Annotated in this window: 18 protein-coding genes; 8 read left to right on the forward strand and 10 right to left on the reverse strand. The window is 62.4% G+C overall.

Features of this window, described 5'->3' with window-relative positions:
• Nucleotides 1-45 precede the first annotated feature (45 nt).
• The 4 genes from V1294_RS31500 to V1294_RS31515 form a co-directional block, all read right to left on the reverse strand.
• The gene (locus V1294_RS31500; protein WP_334502682.1) at nucleotides 46-1260 is read right to left on the reverse strand and encodes an acyl-CoA dehydrogenase; all 1215 of its coding nucleotides are present in this window, start codon (nucleotides 1258-1260) and stop codon (nucleotides 46-48) included.
• 191 nt (nucleotides 1261-1451) lie between these two features.
• Nucleotides 1452-2528, reverse strand: a complete 1077-nt coding sequence (gene ribB, locus V1294_RS31505) for a 3,4-dihydroxy-2-butanone-4-phosphate synthase (RefSeq protein ID WP_334502684.1) — start codon at nucleotides 2526-2528, stop codon at nucleotides 1452-1454.
• Between the two features lie 483 nt (nucleotides 2529-3011).
• Nucleotides 3012-4046, reverse strand: coding sequence for an IS110 family transposase (locus V1294_RS31510; protein WP_334501612.1), 1035 nt, complete (start codon nucleotides 4044-4046; stop codon nucleotides 3012-3014).
• A 186-nt stretch (nucleotides 4047-4232) separates the two neighbouring features.
• Nucleotides 4233-5960: a cation:proton antiporter gene (locus V1294_RS31515; protein WP_334502686.1), complete on the reverse strand. Its 1728-nt coding sequence runs from the start codon at nucleotides 5958-5960 to the stop codon at nucleotides 4233-4235.
• A 76-nt stretch (nucleotides 5961-6036) separates the two neighbouring features.
• Between V1294_RS31515 and V1294_RS31520 the strand changes: the two genes are divergently transcribed.
• The gene (locus V1294_RS31520) at nucleotides 6037-6555 is read left to right on the forward strand and encodes a DUF3124 domain-containing protein (RefSeq protein WP_334502688.1); all 519 of its coding nucleotides are present in this window, start codon (nucleotides 6037-6039) and stop codon (nucleotides 6553-6555) included.
• A gap of 87 nt (nucleotides 6556-6642) precedes the next feature.
• On the forward strand, nucleotides 6643-7887 hold the full coding sequence (locus V1294_RS31525; protein ID WP_334502690.1) for an aminotransferase-like domain-containing protein: 1245 nt from the start codon (nucleotides 6643-6645) through the stop codon (nucleotides 7885-7887).
• Nucleotides 7888-7895: 8 nt separating this feature from the next.
• On the opposite strand, the gene V1294_RS31530 is transcribed toward V1294_RS31525, so the two are convergent.
• Nucleotides 7896-8768 carry a Bug family tripartite tricarboxylate transporter substrate binding protein gene (locus tag V1294_RS31530; protein WP_334502693.1) on the reverse strand — a complete coding sequence of 291 codons (873 nt, stop codon included), beginning with the start codon at nucleotides 8766-8768 and terminating at the stop codon, nucleotides 7896-7898.
• A gap of 174 nt (nucleotides 8769-8942) precedes the next feature.
• Here V1294_RS31530 and V1294_RS31535 point away from each other — a divergent pair, with 174 nt between their 5' ends.
• From V1294_RS31535 to V1294_RS31545, 3 genes are read left to right on the forward strand one after another with little or no spacing between them, the layout of a single operon-like run.
• Nucleotides 8943-10583, forward strand: coding sequence for an FAD-dependent oxidoreductase (locus V1294_RS31535; RefSeq protein WP_334502695.1), 1641 nt, complete (start codon nucleotides 8943-8945; stop codon nucleotides 10581-10583).
• Between the two features lie 7 nt (nucleotides 10584-10590).
• The gene (locus tag V1294_RS31540; protein WP_334502697.1) at nucleotides 10591-11133 is read left to right on the forward strand and encodes a DMT family transporter; all 543 of its coding nucleotides are present in this window, start codon (nucleotides 10591-10593) and stop codon (nucleotides 11131-11133) included.
• Nucleotides 11121-11399 carry a hypothetical protein gene (locus V1294_RS31545; RefSeq protein WP_334502699.1) on the forward strand — a complete coding sequence of 93 codons (279 nt, stop codon included), beginning with the start codon at nucleotides 11121-11123 and terminating at the stop codon, nucleotides 11397-11399. Before V1294_RS31540 ends, V1294_RS31545 begins: the two co-directional genes overlap by 13 nt.
• Nucleotides 11400-11638: 239 nt before the next feature.
• On the opposite strand, the gene V1294_RS31550 is transcribed toward V1294_RS31545, so the two are convergent.
• Nucleotides 11639-12325 carry a hypothetical protein gene (locus tag V1294_RS31550; protein WP_334502701.1) on the reverse strand — a complete coding sequence of 229 codons (687 nt, stop codon included), beginning with the start codon at nucleotides 12323-12325 and terminating at the stop codon, nucleotides 11639-11641.
• A 55-nt stretch (nucleotides 12326-12380) separates the two neighbouring features.
• Here V1294_RS31550 and V1294_RS31555 point away from each other — a divergent pair, with 55 nt between their 5' ends.
• Complete coding sequence (locus tag V1294_RS31555) at nucleotides 12381-13367, forward strand: IS481 family transposase (RefSeq protein WP_334494773.1); 987 nt, start codon at nucleotides 12381-12383, stop codon at nucleotides 13365-13367.
• On the opposite strand, the gene V1294_RS31560 is transcribed toward V1294_RS31555, so the two are convergent.
• Nucleotides 13364-13504, reverse strand: a complete 141-nt coding sequence (locus V1294_RS31560; protein ID WP_334502703.1) for a hypothetical protein — start codon at nucleotides 13502-13504, stop codon at nucleotides 13364-13366. The two genes, V1294_RS31555 and V1294_RS31560, sit on opposite strands and share 4 nt — an antisense overlap.
• Nucleotides 13505-13693: 189 nt before the next feature.
• On the opposite strand from V1294_RS31560, the gene V1294_RS31565 reads away from it, so the two are divergent.
• A complete protein-coding gene (locus V1294_RS31565; RefSeq protein WP_334502705.1) occupies nucleotides 13694-14011 on the forward strand; it encodes a hypothetical protein in 318 nt (105 codons plus the stop codon).
• Nucleotides 14012-14196: 185 nt separating this feature from the next.
• Here the strand turns inward: V1294_RS31565 and V1294_RS31570 are convergent, their stop codons facing one another.
• Entirely contained in the window at nucleotides 14197-15477 is a 1281-nt protein-coding gene (locus tag V1294_RS31570) for an amidohydrolase/deacetylase family metallohydrolase (RefSeq protein ID WP_334502706.1), read from the reverse strand.
• A 309-nt stretch (nucleotides 15478-15786) separates the two neighbouring features.
• Between V1294_RS31570 and V1294_RS31575 the strand changes: the two genes are divergently transcribed.
• Nucleotides 15787-16017 (forward strand): hypothetical protein, encoded by a 231-nt coding sequence (locus V1294_RS31575; protein ID WP_334502708.1) that lies wholly within the window; start codon nucleotides 15787-15789, stop codon nucleotides 16015-16017.
• Nucleotides 16018-16094: 77 nt separating this feature from the next.
• On the opposite strand, the gene V1294_RS31580 is transcribed toward V1294_RS31575, so the two are convergent.
• Both V1294_RS31580 and V1294_RS31585 read right to left on the reverse strand, forming a co-directional pair.
• On the reverse strand, nucleotides 16095-17267 hold the full coding sequence (locus V1294_RS31580; protein WP_334484142.1) for an acetyl-CoA C-acyltransferase: 1173 nt from the start codon (nucleotides 17265-17267) through the stop codon (nucleotides 16095-16097).
• 100 nt (nucleotides 17268-17367) lie between these two features.
• Complete coding sequence (locus tag V1294_RS31585) at nucleotides 17368-18186, reverse strand: aldo/keto reductase (protein WP_334484144.1); 819 nt, start codon at nucleotides 18184-18186, stop codon at nucleotides 17368-17370.
• Nucleotides 18187-18423 lie beyond the last annotated feature (237 nt).

Genomic DNA, 18423 nt, shown 5'->3' on the forward strand with positions numbered 1-18423 from the left:
CCGGGTTCGCGCCTTCGGCGCGCCCCGGAATGACGAGCTAGCGGCTTACGAAAACGCCTGAATACCCGTGATCGCCCGGCCCAGGATCAGGGCGTGGACGTCGTGCGTGCCTTCATAGGTGTTCACGGTTTCCAAATTCGCGGTATGGCGCATCACGTGGTACTCGATCTGGATGCCATTGCCGCCGTGCATGTCGCGGGACACGCGGGCGATGTCGAGCGCCTTGCCACAATTGTTGCGCTTGACGATCGAGATCATTTCCGGGGCCATTTTGCCCTCGTCCATCAAGCGGCCGACGCGCAATGAGGCCTGCAGGCCCAGCGCGATTTCGGTCTCCATGTCGGCGAGTTTCTTCTGCACCAGCTGGGTTGCCGCCAGCGGCCGGCCGAACTGCTTGCGGTCGAGCGTGTATTGGCGGGCGCGGTGCATGCAGTCCTCGGCGGCGCCCAGCGCGCCCCAGGAAATGCCGTAGCGGGCGCGGTTGAGGCAGCCGAACGGCCCCTTCAGGCCCGATACGTTGGGCAGCAGCGCGCTCTCCGGCACCACCACGCCGTCCATCACGATCTCGCCGGTGATCGAGGCGCGCAAGGAAAGCTTGCCGCCGATCTTCGGCGCCGACAGGCCCTTCATGCCCTTTTCGAGAATGAAGCCGCGGATCTGGTTGTCATGTGCAGCAGACTTGGCCCACACCACAAATACGTCGGCGATCGGCGCGTTGGAAATCCACATCTTGCTTCCCGTCAGCCGGTAGCCGTCGGACACCTTTTCGGCGCGGGTCTTCATGCCGTTGGGATCGGAACCGGCATCCGGCTCGGTCAGGCCGAAGCAGCCGACCCACTCGCCGGTGGCGAGCTTGGGCAAGTATTTCTTGCGCTGGTTCTCGTCGCCATAGGCATAGATCGGGTACATCACCAGCGACGACTGCACCGAGTTCATCGAGCGATAGCCGCTATCGACGCGCTCGATCTCGCGCGCCACCAGGCCATAGGCGACGTAGCTCGCGTTCGCGCAGCCATATTCCTCCGGCAGCGTGATACCGATCAAACCGAGTTCACCCATCTCGTTGAAGATCTCGCGGTCGGTCTTCTCTTCGAGATAGGCCTTGACGATGCGCGGCAACAGCTTGTCCTGCGCATAGGCGCGCGCGGTGTCGCGGATCATGCGCTCGTCTTCGGTGAGCTGGTCATCGAGCAGGAACGGGTCGTCCCACTGGAAAGAAGCCGCCGCCGGCTTGTCCTTGGCTTGAGGGCGCACGCTCATGAAAATCCCTTTCGCATCACTGTCCTCATGGAAATTGTCGACAAAATAATGCGCTATCGGCCGAAGCGCAAATCTTTCCCGGTGTCATTCCGGGGCGTGCGAAGCACGAACCCGGAATCTCGAGATTCCCCGGTGCGCAATTGCGCACCTGAGGTTCGCATCTTCGATGCCCCCGGAAAGACGGCGCGTGTCTATCCCTCCAACTTTTCGTTGGCGACGATCTCGATGCCGAAACCGGATAGTCCCTTGTAGTCGTGCACGGAGGACGTGAGGTTGACGATCGAAGTGATGCCGAGATCGCGCAGGATCTGGGCGCCGACGCCGACTTCACGCCATTGCCGGTTGCGATCGGCCTCCGCCGATTTCTGTTCGCCGACCGGCTCGACGGGAACTCCGGCCGCGCCGTCGCGCAGATAGACCAGCACGCCGCGGCCGGCCTTCTGGAAATGGTTCAGCACGACCTGCATGCGCGCCTGGCCGGTGAAGAGATCCTTCACTATGTTCGGCTTGTGCAGCCGCGTCAGCACGTTCTTGCCGTCGCCGACGCCGTTATAGACGAAGGCGGCATGCGCAATCTCGTCGAACGGCGAGCGATAGGCATAGCCCTGCAGCGGCCCGATCGGGCTGTCGGTGGTGAAGGTCGCGACCCGTTCGATCAGCTTCTCGCGCGCCTGGCGGTAGGCGATCATGTCAGCGATCGTGACGTGCTTGAGCTTGTGGGTGGCGGCGAAGCGCGCGACCTGCTCGCCCTTCATTACGGTGCCGTCGTCGTTCATCAATTCAGAGATGACGCCGACCGGCGGCAGGCCGGAAAGCTTGCAGAGATCGACGGCCGCCTCGGTATGGCCCGAGCGCAGCAGCACGCCGCCGTCGCGGGCGATCAGCGGGAAGATGTGGCCGGGCCGGGCAAAGTCGTTGGCGCCGGCATTGGGATTGGCGAGCGCGCGGCAGCAGGAGGCGCGCTCATCCGCCGAAATGCCGGTGCCGCCATCGGGCTTGTAGTCGATCGAGACCGTGAAGGCGGTGGTGTGGTTGGACTCGTTGTGCGCCACCATCGGATCGAGCCGCAGCCTGCGGGCGTCGTCGGTGGTGATCGGCGCGCAGACGATGCCGGAGGTGTGGCGGATGATGAACGCCATCTTCTCCGCGGTGCAGAGCGAGGCGGCGACGATCAGATCGCCCTCGCCCTCCCGATCGTCATCGTCGGTGACGACGACGAGTTCACCCTTGGCAAAGGCTTGCAGAACTTCCTGGATGGTATCGGCCATTTTCTCAAAATCTCGCTATCTTCAGCCAGTGCATTAGCCGGACTTAATGGTCTGCGCCAGCATCAATACGCAGGGCAACGTCGCCCGCAGGCATACCAGGATGCCGGCCCGTAGCCCGGATGGAGCGAAGCGCAATCCGGGGAAGTCGAGCCGTTTGCCAGAGTCCCGGATTGCGCGGAGCCTGTCATCGGGCGCGCGTTCGCGCGACCCGTTGGCTCCATCCGGGCTTCTGTAACGGGCCTTGGTTAGTCAATCCCTTTTTGCGTTATCCACTTGCCGGGCACTTGCTTCTGTACGGGATCGGCGCGGTGGCCGTCGCCTAATGGGGTGCATGAGAGGAGCCGGCCGGCCAATCTACGGAAGCGTGGTTGTGAGCCGACTTCCCGGATGGCGGCCTGACCGGATCCATCGTCCCGGCGAGGGACTTCGCTCGGGGAAGGCCTGGTGTCGTGGCCCGCCCGGATTCGGTTGATGCTCCTTAGCTTAGGTTGCGGCGGCTTTGGCCATCGGGTTGAAGGGTTTTGCATCGGCCAGCATGCGGTGCAGGATGACGGCGAGCTTGCGCGCCAACGCCACCTTGGCCTTGCGCATGCCTGCGCGATTTTTGATCCGCATCGCCCAGCTCTTCAGCGCCGAGCAATTCTTCACGGGCTTGGTCAGCATGACGTGAGCGGCCTGGTAGAGCGCCTCCCGCACGGAAGCATCGCCGATCTTGCTGATGCGGCCGGTATAATCGGTTTGCCCCGACTGGTACTTCTTCGGAGTGAGGCCAAAATGCGCCCCTGTCGCCTTCGATGACCGGAACCGCGCCGGATCGTCGATTGCCGAGGCATAGGTCAGCGCCACGATCGGACCGACGGCCGGTGTCGTCATCAGAAGCTTGGCCTGTGGATGCAATCTGGCCAGCTTCTGCGTCCGCTTGTCCAGGCCGCCGAACTCGCGCTGCAGCACCGCATGCGCTTCGAGCAGGGCCTGTGCAACGATCTCAAGCCCGGGATGGCCGGCGACCAGCTCCTTGATCCGTCCCGCAAAGGTACGCTCGGTGGTCTCGCCGACCTTCAGCCCAAAGCCCCGCAGCACGCCACGCAGGCTGTTCTCGATATCGCGCAGCTTCGACTGCAGCAGCTTGCGCGCCGTCAACACCGCCCGCGTCTCCTGCGCTTCGATCGACTTGCAGTGCACCGGCCGGAACCAGCCAAGCCGCATCAGTTGGGCAATCCCGCGGGCATCATTGCGATCCGACTTCACCGGCATCGACTTGAAGGCGTCGCGGACGTGCCGCGTCTCCAAAAGCTCGACCGCAAACTTCGCCTCGCGCAGCGCCGCGTAGAGCCATTGCGACAACGGACCGGCCTCCAGCCCGATCCGATCAAGGGCCAGCCCCAACGAACGGAACCAGGCGATCAGGGCCTCCGGCTCGCTTGCAACCTTCGCCTCCCGCAAAATCTTGCCCGCGCCATCGACAACGCAAATCGTCGAGCTTTCCAAAGACACGTCAATTCCTGCATAATGGTTCACGGTCGTCTCCTCTATGATGCTTGGAGCGGGCCTGCCCGACTCCGGTTTTTGACACCATCAGTGTGAGGGACGACCGCCTTCAGCGGAAGCCGCTCGCGAGCGCGCTTTCAAATCGCGCCGTAGCGAGCGAGCGGCTGCTTCGGCCGGCCCGTTACCCCATCTACGCGCGCTACACAGCTCCCATTGCTAGGGCAGCACTTCGCGGCGCTCGCTGAGCAGCACGTCGGTCTCGGCGCGCTTGTCTTCCAGCAGCCCGGCCTGGGCCGCCTCGATGACTTTATAGAGCTCGTCAGCGTCGCTGAGCCTGGTCACGGTCACGTAATCGGCGCCCGCTTCGTAGAGATCGTTGACGTTGGCCAGGATCTCCGCGGTCGCGACGATCTTGGCGGTCGGGTTCAGCGAGCGGACATGCCGGACCAGCTTTTCATTGTCGGCGCCCTTCAACAGCGAGTCCGGGATGCTGAGGATGATCAGCTCCGACTTGCCGACGCCCGCATGCACCAGCGTATCCACATTGCTGATGTCGCCATAGACCACGTGCATGCCGCGGTCCGTCAGGGTCCGGAACACCAGCGGATTGAAATCGATCACGGTGATCTGCTCGAGCACCGCCGGACTGCGGCGCTCGATCTCGCTCAACAGCGCGCTGGCGGCGCGAAAGAAGCCAAGGATGACGATCCGGCGCGCCTCCTCGTGCCCGCCCTCATGGCCGGCGTCGGCCTCATGCTTGTGATCGAGATCGCGCAAACCGATCCGCTTCAGGGGGCCAATGAGGCCGCGCGTGACCTGGTCGCTGCGGCCCATGACGAAGGTGCTCAACACGGCCAGCACCACGAAGGCGAACGACGCTGCGCTCGACGTCTCGGTGCTGATATGGTGCGCCGCAACGCCGGTCTGGATCACGACCAGCGAGAATTCAGAGATTTGCGCCAGGTTGATCGCCGGCAACAGGCTCGCCCGCAGCCCCTGTTTCATCAGATAGAGCGGCGCGAACGTTGTCACCACGCGGCTGACGACCGTGAAAGCGGCAATCATCAGCGCCAGCCCGATCACCGATGCTCCGGGGATCGGGATCGTCATGCCGAGCGAGACGAAGAACAGCGTGATGAAGAAGTCGCGCAGCGTGGTCACCTTGGCGGTGACGTCGAGCGCATAGGGGAACGTCGACAGCGAGACGCCCGCCACCAGCGAGCCCATCTCGCGCGACAGATGCAGTTTTTCGGCGATCTCGCCGATCAGAAAGCACCAGGCCAGCGCGCCGAGCAGGACCAGTTCCGGCCGGCGCGCGATCTGGTGAAACAGCCGCGGCAGCACGTAGCGGCTGAGCACCAAAGCGGTCGCTACCAGCACGCCGACGCGGGCGATCGACAACAGGATCACGCTGACCTGCAGATTGCCGAGGCTCGGCTGCACGGCGAGAAACAGGATCGCAAAAATGTCCTGCAGCACCAGCACGCCGAGCGTGATCCGCCCCGGCAGCGTGTCGAGTTCGCGCTTCTCGTACAGCACCTTGACGATGATGACCGTGCTCGACAGCGCGCAGGCGATGCAGAGATAGAGCGCGTCGAAATGGCCATTGCCCATCGACAGCCCGATCCCGACAAAGAACAATATCCCGAGCAGGACGCCGCCGATCAGTTGCCCGCCGGCGGCGAACAGAATGACCTTGCCGGCGCGCACAATCTTCTTCAGGTCGATTTCCAGCCCGATCATGAACAGCATGAAGATCAGGCCGAGCTCGGAGATGACGGTGATCGATTCCTGGGACTTGACCCAGCCCATGCCGAATGGACCAATGAGGAACCCGGCGATAAGGTAGGCCAGGATCAGCGGCTGCCGGGAAAAATGCGCCAACAGGCCGAGCACCCAGGCGAACAGGATACATAAGGTGATATCGCGAATAAGTTCGTGCATAGGTCCGATCTTGCCCCTACCCCAACCTAGAGGTCCCGGCGCGGGGGTCAAACAAGCAATGTGTCACAGCCATGGAATGGGGGCTTTTCTCGCGATTCTGGCCGCGCTGTCGATACTCTATTCCCCCGTCGCGGGCGCGCAGACCGGCGCGATCGAACAGAACTTCGCCGCCTCGCTCACCGCGGTGCCTGCGGAAGGCCTCGCCGTCACAGGCGCATTCTACGTGCCGGTCTATTCCAGCGTCTCGATGAGCCAGGGCAAGGTGCGGGCGGATTTTTCGGTCACGCTCAGCGTCCACAACGCTTCCGAAACCCGCCCGCTGGTGCTGAAGCGGATCGCCTATTTCGACACATCAGGCAAGATCGTGGAGAGCTACCTCAAGTCGCCGGTTGCGCTAAAACCGTTCGCAACTGTCGAAGTCTTCATCGCCGCGAATGACGTGCGCGGCGGAACGGGAGCCAATTTCGTGGTCGACTGGGCGGCCACGGGAGAAATCGCCGAGCCCACGGTCGAGGCGCTGATGGTCGGCGGCGTCGGCGCCGGGCATTATGCCTTCATCAGCCAGGGGCGGCCGATCAAGGTGATCAAGAATTAGCCCTGTCAAGAAACAAGCCTGCAAGAACTAGCCTGCAAGAAGGCTCCACAGCCTTCTCAACGAAAAACAAAACGGGAGTGAACATCCATGTCTGCCGCAACCCCCTTCGATTTCGCGCCATTGCTGCCCGCCGGATTGCCGGCCCCGGCCGCGCGGTGGACAGGCCTTGCCAAATACAGTTTCGTCGGCGGCAACAACGATCCCGACCAGGTTCCGGTCGACGGCCTGATCGAGGCGGTCAGTACCGTGCTGAGGCGCGAGGGCAAGACGCTCGCGACCTACGGCCTCGCCAGCGGCCCGCAGGGATATCGTCCCCTGCGCGAATTCCTCACGACGAAACTCAAGCGCGACGCCGGCATCGCCTGCGCCGCCGACGACATCATGATCGTCTCGGGTTCGCTGCAGGCGCTCGATCTCGTCAACCAGACCCTGCTGGCGCGCGGCGACACTGTGCTGGTCGAGCAGGAGACCTATCAGGGCGCACTGACCCGGCTGACGCGGCTCGGCGTCAAGGCGGTCGGCATTCCCCTCGATGACCAGGGCATGCGGGTGGACGCGCTGGCGGCCGCGCTCGCCGACCACAAGAGCCGCGGCATCACGCCGAAATACATCTACACCATCCCGACCGTGCAGAATCCGACCGGATCGATCATGCCGGAATCCCGGCGCGTGGAGATGCTAAAGCTGTCGCAAGAATACGGCGTGCCGATCTTCGAGGACGATTGCTATGCCGACCTGATCTGGAACGGCGAGCGACCGCCCGCGATCTACGCCATGAGCGGGCACGGCGGCGTCATCCACATCGGCTCGTTCTCGAAATCGATTGCGCCGGCCCTGCGGGTCGGCTTCATCGTCGCGCCCTGGGAAATGATGTCGCGGATGCTGGCATTGAAGACCGACGCCGGAAGCGGCGCGCTGGAACAGATGGTGCTGGCGGAATATTGCGCGCCGCATTTTTCCACCCATGTGCCAAAACTGACGCGCGGCCTGCGCGCCAAGCTCGACACGCTGATGGAAGCGCTCAACGAGCAGTTCGGCACCGCGGCCGAATTCGAAGCGCCCGAGGGCGGCATCTTCCTGTGGGTGAAGCTGCCCGACAATGTCGACACGCTAAAACTCTATCAGGCCGCGCTCGCCGCCGGCGTCGCGATCAATCCCGGGCCGGAATGGTCGACCGACAAGGCCTATGCCGGCAGCCGGCTGCGGCTGTGCTTCGCCAGCCCCTCGCAGGAACAGATCCGCGAGGGCGTCGCCCTGCTCGCCGAAGTCTGCCGCAAGGAATTTGGCGTGCCTGCCAGAATCGCGAATGTGGAGAAGCGGGCGCGGAGCTGAGCGGCGCCTTATTCGCTCTTGATCCCGGTCTCGGCGATTAGTTTCCCCCATTTCGCGCTTTCGCTCTGAATGAATTGGGCGAAGGCGTCGGGTGACGAGGGTGCGGGTTCGGCGCCGAGAACTCGGATTTTCTCGATGGCCGCAGGATCGCTCAATGCCTTCACGAAAGCCGCGTTCAATTTACCGATGATGTCGGGCGGCGTGCCGGCGGGCGCGACGATCCCAAACCAGCCGACGGATTCGAATCCGCTCAGGCCCTGCTCGGCCAAGGTCGGCACATCGGGCAGGAAGGCGACGCGCTTGGCGGCGGAGACCCCGAGCGCCTTCAGCTTGCCGTCGCCGATCAATTGTTTGGATGCGGGAATGTCCAGCACCGCGAGCGGGACATGGCCGGCGAGAACGTCCGTCGTCGCCGGCGCGGTGCCGCGATAGGCGATCAACTGGATTCCGACGCCGGCCTTCTGGTTGAACAAGGCCGAAGTCAGGTGCATCGCCGTGCCGTTGCCGCCATGACCGATCGACAGGCCCTGCGGTTGAACCTTGGCCTTGGCGATGAGGTCTGCGACCGAGGCAATGGCCGACTGCTGCGAGGACACCAGCACGAACGGGATTTCCGCCAGCATCGTCACCGGCGCCAGATCCTTGACCGGATCGAACGGCATCGCCGCACGATTGAGATGGGGATTGACGGTGAGCACGCCGGCCGCCGCGACGCCGAGCGTGTATCCGTCAGGCGCGGCCTGCGCCACGACCCCGATCCCGATATTGCCGCCCGCGCCCGCCCGGTTCTCGACGACGATCGGCTGGTTCAGGGCTTCCGCGAGCGCCGGCTGCAGGGCGCGGATCACGATGTCGGCACTGCCGCCGGGTGGAAACGTCACGATGATCTTGATCGGTTGATCAGGATATGCGTTTGCTGCTTCAATCGCTGACAGCGACAAAACAACAACAAGGGCATGGATCATGCCTCGCCGGATCGACGGAAACATTCAGGGTCCCCCGATGATCTCTGTGGCATTTAGTTTATGCATGATCGTCCAGGGGCAGCAAGCGACATGGTGAAAACTCGCGTTCTGGTGGTGGGGGCCGGTCCGGTCGGCCTCACTCTGGCAATGGACCTCGCAACGCGGGGAATATCCGTAACTATCGTGGAAACCCGCGCCGCCGGGGAACCGCCAAGCGTGAAATGCAACCATGTCTCGTCGCGTTCGATGGAAATCTTCCGCAGGCTCGGGTTGGCGCAGAAGCTGCGCGACACCGGATTGCCGGCCGACTACCCCAACGATTGCTCCTACCGCACCACGGCAACGGGCATCGAGCTCTCGCGCATCCTGATTCCCTGCCGGCGCGATCGTTATACCGCCACCAATGGGCCGGATACCGATTGGCCGACGGCCGAGCCGCCGCACCGCATCAACCAGATCTACATGGAACCCGTGCTGTTCGCGCACGCGGCTTCCATCGACGGGCTTCAGATTCTGAACCGCACCGCGTTCGAGGATTTTAGAGAAGGCAATGACGGCGTCGTTGCGACCGTCCGCAATCTCGATACTGGAACCGCCCTCCAAATTCATGCCGATTTCATCGTGGGCTGCGATGGGGCGCGTTCGCTCGTTCGCAAGGCCATCGACGCCAATCTGCAGGGAACGCCGATCATCCAGCGCGTGCAATCGACCTACATACACGCGCCCGGACTGCTCGTCCTGATGGACCACCCCGCCTGGATGACGCTGTCGCTCAATCCGCGGCGCTGCGGCACGGTGGTTGCGATCGACGGCCGCGAAAAATGGCTGATCCATAACCATCTCAATCGCGAAGACGAGACCTTCGAATCCGTTGATCGCGACGCCTCGATCCGCGCCATCCTCGGCGTCGGCCCCGATTTCGAATACGAGGTGCTGAGCAAGGAGGACTGGGTCGGCCGCCGCCTGGTCGCCGACCGGTTTCGCAAGGGCCGCGCGTTCATCTGCGGCGACGCCGCACATTTGTGGATGCCCTATGCCGGCTACGGCATGAATGCCGGGATCGCGGACGCAACGAACCTCGCGTGGCTGCTCGCCGCCTATCTGGAAGGATGGGCCGACATCGCCATCCTCGATGCCTATGAGGCCGAGCGCCTTCCCATCACCGAGCAGGTGTCGCGCTTTGCCATGGATATGGCGGGCAAGGTGCTAAGCCAGCGTCGCACCGTTCCCGAGGAAATCGAGCAGCCGGGGCCATCGGGCGACGCCGTCCGCAAGCAGGTCGGGCAGGCCGCCTATGATCTGAACGTGCAGCAATATTGCTGCGCAGGCCTCAACTTCGGTTATTTCTACGATCGCTCCCCGATCATCGCCTATGACGGCGCCGAGCAACCGGGTTTTACGATGGCGGATTTCACGCCGTCCTCGACGCCGGGCTGCCGGCTTCCGTTCGCGAGGTTATCCGATGGCCGGCCGATCTATGATGCGCTTGGGCCGGGCTACACACTGTTGCGATACGATCCGGATGTAGCGGTTGCGCCGCTGGCCGAGGCGATGCGTGTCAACGGCGTGCCGTTTACAATCGTCGACGTCCCCGCTCCTGATCCTGATCACAAACTCATTCTTGCGCGTACCGATCAGCACGTCGCCTGGCGCGGCGACGCGATCCCTGACAATCCAGCGCACCTCGTCGACAAGCTGCTCGGCCGAAGCTCCAACCCCAGTCCGGGTTGATCGCCTCATGGCGGAGGCACGCTCCCAGCATCGCTTGGGCATTGCCCTTGTTGTCGCCGCCGCCATCGCCTGGAGCACGGCGCCGTTGTTCACGCGGCTGCTTCCCTATGACTCCTGGACCATCCTGTTCTGGCGCGGATTGTTCGGCGGCGGCATGATCATGGTCTTGATGGTGCTGTTGCAGGGGCGTGCCGGCCTGCGGGATCTGACCAGGATCGACAAAAACGGCTGGCTTGTTGCGTTGTTTTCGACATTGGCGATGATCGCCTTCATCCCTTCGCTGCAGCTCACGGATGTATCCAATGTCGCCATCATCATCGCGACGGGTCCCTTCCTCGCGGCGGCGCTCGCCTGGGTATGGCTGCGGGAAATCCCTCACCTGCGAACCATGCTGCGGATAGCCCTCGCCTGCTTCATGGCGCTGGCGATCGCCGCGATGACGGTGATGGTACGGCGGCACAAGAATACATCGATGGTCGCCGCTGCCGCGATGTCGACATCCTGGGCAGCGTCATCAGCATTCCCTTCGCCCACGGAATGGCAGGGATAACCGGGTTCGACCTGCTCATTCTCGCGATGTTCGGATGCCTTCAGGTCGCCATCGGCCTCACGCTGTTCTTCCTCGGTTCGCGCCTGCTGCCGTCAGGCCAGGCGGCCCTGATCTCGACGCTGGAGACGCCGCTGATGCCGTTCTGGATCTGGGTGGGATTTGCCGAGGTCCCCACGCTGCGGGTCCTCGCCGGCGGCGCCCTGGTGATGGGCGCGGTGGTCGCCGACATCGTCGGGGATATCAGGATGCAGCGGCCGTCAAGGTGAACGGACGCGTACTCAAATCCGGATTCAATGTCCTCCTCAGTCCGAAAGCGACGGAAGTGCTGCATCGCCGCGAACTGACGCGACGGGCCAAACCCGGAAGTGAAGCGCAGCCTATTCCGGCAGTAGCCCCTTGATCGAACTCGGCGCGGGAGCGCGGCAGGCGGATCGCCGGGGTTCGTAGGCGATGATGAAGTCGAACCGGCGACATCCTGCGTGTAAGCAGCCGTTATACTGCTGAGCTAATCGCGCAGATGGCCCGCTTTCAAGGCGCGTTGGCGCCATCCCTCCCGAGCGTCGCTGTTCAGAAAAGGGACGGTGGCGGATTGCTCATCGGCAGAGCGCTGGTGGTGCGTCCACTGAGGCTTCGCGTCGGAGTCCGGACGCAAGATGAGATAGCGAAATTGCTCAATGTAGGACCTCCATTCACCCGTCCAGGAGTGCCCGAACGCGATATGGCAGCGCTTCAGCGCAATAGTGTTCTCGGAGTTGCTCCCCTTCGTTTTAATCACGCCCTCCAAACGAACCGGTGTACGTATAGCGTTATAGAAGTTGGCCGCCCAACCTCGTTTCGGCTTGCTGTCCAGCCAGTAATCGGGCCAATTCGTCATGCCTATCGCAAAGGTTTGGAGCTTGTCGGGGATCGGATGCGCAAGAGGCTTGCCAGCGGGCTTGCAATGGCCAGCTCGAAGCAAATCCAATCGCAAGCAATCCTTGGCTACGTCGTAGGGGAAGCCGGGCGGGTTGCTAGGCGCGCGACGGCGGGGACTTACCGATACGTATTTCAACTCAATAGCGACCATGCCTTTTTCATGATGGCGGCCGACGATATCAACCTCTATCCTTTTCTTGTTTACTAAGGTCGTCGTCTCGAACTGCTCTTCGTTTTCGTCGCCGTAGCGCCAGCTCCAACCATCTGATCCGGTCATTTGTGTGCATGTTCACTAATTCGCTGATTGGATCGCTCCTCTGGAGGACGATCCAATGCGCGATAACAGCTATGACCGGACGATTGAACGCAATTACCTGCAGAAGTGGCGGTTCCTGATCCCGGAGTACGAGGCGGTAAAGGCGGGCCGGTCGAAGCTGTTCAAGCGGGTTGGGGATTTCTACCGCCACCACGGAACCTGCTCGCAGACGTTCCGCAAGTATTACAACCGCTATCTGCAGAGCGGCGATGAGGCAGATTTGTTGCCGCGCCGCCGTGGACCCAAATGGCGGGAACGGCGCGAGCCAGAGGGCATCGAGGCGGAGATCGTTGCATGCCGGCAGAAGGGTATGAACCGCTACGAGATCCATGCCGTCTTGCGCGAGCGGCGCGACACGATACCCTCGCCCTCGACCATCTATCGGGTGCTGACACGCTATGGGCTGAACCGCCGCACGCCGGCGATGCGCGAGGAGAAACGCCGCATTATCAAGGACAAGCTCGGAGAGCTCGGCCACGTCGATCTGCATCAATTGCCGCGCGATATGTTTCTCGCGCCACCCCCGGCCACGGCCTACATCGTCAGCCTGATCGACAGTTGCTCGCGGCTGGCCTGGGCCGAGGTCCTGACCTCCAAGAAGGCGCTGCCGGTCATGTTCAAGACCCTGAAAATGATCAACACCCTCAACGTCACCTACGGGCTCGTCTTTACCGAAATCCTGTCCGACAACGGCGCCGAGTTCGCCGCCCGCACCAAGCCGGACGAGCATCCGTTCGAGGCCATGCTGCTCGAGCTCGGCATCAAACACCGCTACACCAGGCCCTATCGGCCGCAGACCAACGGCAAGGTCGAACGCTTCTGGCGCACGCTCGATGAGGACGTCATCGAGGGCGCCACCTTCGACAATCTCGACCACTTCGCCAACGAACTGTTCGAGTACCTGATCTACTACAACAACCACAGGCCCCATCAGGCCTTGGCAGGGCAAACTCCCAAGGCCTTCGCCGCTACCAAGGCCACCGCGATCCAATCAGCGAATTAGTGAACATCGACAATTTGTTCAAGCTTGTCGCCAAGGGCTAACTGAAATTCCCTCTCACCATCCTTAGAGCTTTCCAGCCCAAAGATCGACCGGGACTCAGCCAACGCCTGCATCGCATCCACGATCGTTTGGTACATATATCCCCCTCATGGACGTTTCGAGATAGAGATGATCGCAGGCCGAGGGACCGGTTGCAAATGTCTCAGTTGGGTCCATAAGCGGACGCCTGCTGTTTTAACGGAACGCTTGCGAGCGCACCTCGACACACGCTAAAGTCGATTGAGCAATAGATCGCCCCGACAGATGAACTCGATCAGGACCATGACATGCGGAAGGCCCAAATCGTCGTTCTGATCATCCTGTTCGCAGCATTCGCCTATCTCGCCGTCGTGGCAGAGGGACGGAACAGGCTCGTAGCTGTCGCTACAATCGCCATTTTCGCAGCACTCGCTTACGGCAGCGTTTTGCAAGAGCGAGCGTGCAGCAAGGCATCTGGGCCGGGCACATCAGTATTTTCCATTGGTGCCATGTTTCGGGCGCTCTTCACGAAAGAGACGTTCTATTTTGTCCTACTCACGCTGGCGATTGCTGCGTTTGCAGGAACAATGATTGCGTTGGATGAGGCGGGCTACCTACCTCGCTGAAGCCCGCGCGAGATCCGATTTCCGCTTCGGGTCATTTTCGACCGATTCAACCCGTTTTGGTTGCCGGTTCATGCCTGCGTCGCCACGAAAGCAGACCTAATGCCGAGGTGACAAACCAACTACCTGGCCTTCATCCAGTTCGCATCAATGCGGCTGTGGCTTCGCGTTAACGAGTCTACCCCCCCTCACCGCACCGCGAACGGCGCCTGGTAGGGCCGGCCGAACGGCACGCCGTTGATCACGGTCTGCACGGGTTTAAGCAACAGCTTGCCCTCGCGCTTGTTGTTGCGGGTGTCGACGAACGAGGTCTGCGCCTCCACCAGCTCCATGATCGCGACGTCGCCGGGCGCCCCGATCTGCAGCGTGCCGATCTTCGGCGCACGGTTGATGATTTTTGCGGGCGTCACGGTCGCCGCCGCCACCACCTGCTCCAGTGTAAGGCCGAGCGGGATGAACTTGCTCATGACGTTCGGCAGATAGGGCATGCCCGGCGTATTGCCGGAGAAAACGTGGATGTCGGAGGAGATCGTGTCGGGCGTGCAGCCGCCCGGGATCGCCACGTCCGCCACGGTAAAGTCAAAACTGCCGCCGCCATGGCCGACATCGAACATCACGCCGCGCTGCTTGGCGGCGAGCGCCGCCGGGAGCAGTTTGCCATCCTGCACGATGTTGGTGAAGGCGCCGGCGATGTTCGGCGCGCCGGAATAGCAATGGGTCAGCACGTCGCCCGGCCGCAGCAGGTCGAGAATATCCGACATCAATTCCTTGGTCTCGACGCCGCCGATATGCACCATCATCTTGGCCGGCCAGCCGCACATCTCGCAGGCCTTGATGGCGCGCTTCAACGGCTCCACGCCGTGCCTGGCGATGACGTTCTCCGACATCCGCACCTTCACGCCGAGCAGGAAATCCGGATTTTCGGCCAGCGCCATCGCGCAGGCCTCCACTTGCGCATAATCGATGTTGTAAAGCTCGGCGACTGGAAAGCCGGACAGGCCGTTATTGGCGATGTGGACGAAGGCGTAAATCCGCGCCCGCGATTGCGCCACGATGTAGCGCCGCAGCGCGGCGAGATTGTTGACGCCGGCATCGCCCGCCGACACCACCGTGGTGGTGGCCTGCGCCTGCACCAGTTCGTCGGCGGGAATGCCGATCGCAGAGCCGTAGGGGTAAACGTGGGAATGCAGATCGATCAGGCCAGGCGTTACAAGCTTGCCCGAGGCGTCGATGGTCTTGGCGGCACGGGCGGCCGGAATCTCGTTCTCGACCGCCTCGATCACGCCCCAGCGAATGCCGATGTCGCGCTTGCCCCGCAGCGACTGGCTGGGATCGAGCACGTCGCCGCCCTTGATCACGAGATCGAACTTGTCGTTCGGCCCCATTGCGGCGTTGGCAGGGCCCGATATGGCTGCGACCGCGGCCGAGCCGCTCAGACTCAGAAAATGACGGCGTGAAACCCCGCTCATGGCAACGCTCCCCCCTGTGATTTTTTATGCTGCGATGATGCGCCGGGCACCGGCATTCCGCAAGCCGCGCGTGCATCGTCCCACGCAAAACCAATCGTGGAGCCGATCATCCCGGAGTGGGCAGACCAGCGCGTTTGCCTGCCGGAGCTCGCACCGACTGTCCACCGGCATATCCACCCATCCTACGAAACTAACGGCATACGCGCGCGACACACGCGTCTGAACAAGCGTTCAGAATTCTCTCGAAGTTCCTCGGGAACGTTCCCTGCAATCTAATGTTTTATCCTCGCTCAATTGAGGAGAATTGGAATGAAGAAGCTTGGATACGTTATCGCCGCACTTGGCGCACTTATCATCGCGGCGCCGTCGATTGCGAGCGCCGAGACCGTCGTGATCAAGCGTGGCGGCTACCATGGTCATCATCATCACGGCTATGGCGCGCGTGCGGAATTCCGAGGCCACCGCGACCGCGGCTACCATCGCGGATGGCGGCATGGTCATCGCGACAAGGTCGTGATCATCAAGAGGCATCGCTACTGAGGCCGACACCTCAAACTGAAAATGGCTCCTTGCGGAGCCATTTTCTTTGTTCGTGTCAGTGACGCGAGCTTGTCAGCTCAACTATAGATCTCGAACAGGCCTGCGCCGCCCTGGCCGCCGCCGATGCACATCGTGACGACGCCCCACTTGGCCTTGCGCCGGCGGCCTTCCTGCAGGATGTGGCCGGTAAGACGCGCACCGGTCATGCCAAAGGGATGGCCGATCGCAATCGAACCGCCGTTGACATTGTACTTCTCGGGATCGATGCCGAGCTTGTCGCGCGAATAGAGGCACTGGCTGGCGAAGGCTTCATTGAGCTCCCAGAGATCGATGTCGTCGATCTTCAGGCCGTGGCGCTTCAACAGCTTCGGCACGGCGTAGATCGGCCCGATGCCCATCTCGTCCGGCTCGCAGCCCGCCGCCGCCCAGGCGACGAAACGGCCCAGCGGATTGAGGCCGCGCTTCTCGGCGTCCTTGGCTTCCATCAGAACGACGGCGGCCGCGCCGTCCGAGAGCTGGCTGGCATTGCCCGCGGTGACGTACTTGCCGGGACCCTTGACGGGTTCGAGCTTGGCGAGGCCTTCCATGGTGGTCTCAGGGCGATTGCACTCGTCGCGATCGACGGTGTAGTCGACGATGCTTTCCGCTTTCGTCGCCTTGTCGACCACCTTCATCTTGGTCTTCATCGGGACGATTTCGTCCTTGAACTTGTTGGCCTGCTGGGCGGCCGCCATGCGGCGCTGCGATTCCAGCGAGTATTCGTCCTGGTATTCGCGGCTGAGCTTGTAACGCTCGGCGACGATATCGGCGGTGTCGATCATCGCCATGAAGATGTCGGGCGCGGCCTTGAGCAAATCAGGGTCGATCGATTCCTTGGGCGAGCCGCCGCCGGGGATCGAGATGCTCTCGACGCCGCCGGCCACGATGCAGTCGGCGCCATCGGAGCGGATCGAGTTGGCGGCCATTGCGATGGTCTGCAGTCCGGACGAACAGAAGCGGTTGACGGAAACGCCCGCGGTCGACTTCGGCATGCCGGCGAGCAACGCGGCCTGGCGGCCGATATTCGGGGCGCCATGCGCGCAATTGCCGAGATAGCAGTCCTCGACATATTCCTTCTCGACGCCGGCGCGCTCGACGGCGTGCTTGATGGCGTGGGCCGCCATCGACATCGGCGGAGTGATGTTGAACCCGCCGCGGCCGGACTTCGCCAGCCCGGTACGTGCATAGGAAACGATGACAGCTTCACGCATTTTGAAGACCTCCCTTTGATGCGATCCAGTATGGACTGGAGCCGCGCCCGTGTGTAGCAAAAACCCGAATTCCGGCGGACGGAAAAGGAAAGAATCTTCATCAATCCCACGCCGGCGCGTAGCCGGGATTTACACACCGTTTGTCCTTCGGCAAGGCCGCGATCACCTGCCTGTCGGCGTCATCCAAACTCAGCTTGAGCGCGTCGAGATTAGCTTGCTGGCTTTCCGCGCGCGACGCCTTCGGGATTGCGGCAACGCCATCCTGATCGAGCAGCCATTTCAGCGCGACTTGCGCGGCGCTGGCGTTGTGCTTGCGCCCGATCGCGGCGAGCGCTGCGTCGGAAGCCGCAAGGCCCTTGGCCAGAGGCGAATAGGCGATCAGCGGGATCGATTTCGCAGTGAGAAATTGACGCAGCCGAGTCTGATCTAGCATCACATGGTATTCGACCTGGTTGCAGGCGATCGGCGCCCTGATCTCCTCGACCACCGCCTTCACGAGCGCAACGTTGAAATTCGCGACGCCGATGGCGCGGGTGCGGCCTTCCTCCTTCAGCCGCATCAGCGTTTCGAAGATCTTGGGCAGGTTCATATTCGGCGCCGGCCAGTGCACCAGATAGAGGTCGACATGGTCGAGCCGGAGTTTTTTCAAGGAAGTATCGAACGCCAGGCGGAGCGCATCCGGCGCCAGATTTTCGTTCCAGACTTTTGTGGTGACATGCAGGTCTTTGCGGGGAACGCGCGAGGCTGCAATCGCGGCACCCACCGCCTCCTCATTGTCATACATTTCGGCGGTGTCGAGATGCCGGTAGCCCAACGCCAGCCCGCCCTCCACGGCCGCGCGGCAGGCATCGCCCTGCATGCGAAAGGTGCCGAGACCAAGCTTCGGCAGGCTGATACCTTGGGTTTGCAGATGTTCCATGATGGCTCTCCCGGAAAGGAAAAAGCGCCGCGTGCGTAGCGAAAGCCGCCCCAACAGTATTTCATTGAGGGGAATAGGCCGCTATTGAATAGCTTGCGCGCAGGGCGCGGGGCAAATCAAGATCAGGGGGTGCGATGGTAAGGGCGTTGCGACAATGGCTGGACAACCATCAACTGCCCGCGATCATCGCCGCCGTACTCGGCGTGGTCATGACGATTTCCGTACTGATGGTAGTGG

It is taken from the genome of Bradyrhizobium sp. AZCC 1678 (assembly GCF_036924765.1).
GTDB lineage: Bacteria > Pseudomonadota > Alphaproteobacteria > Rhizobiales > Xanthobacteraceae > Bradyrhizobium > Bradyrhizobium algeriense.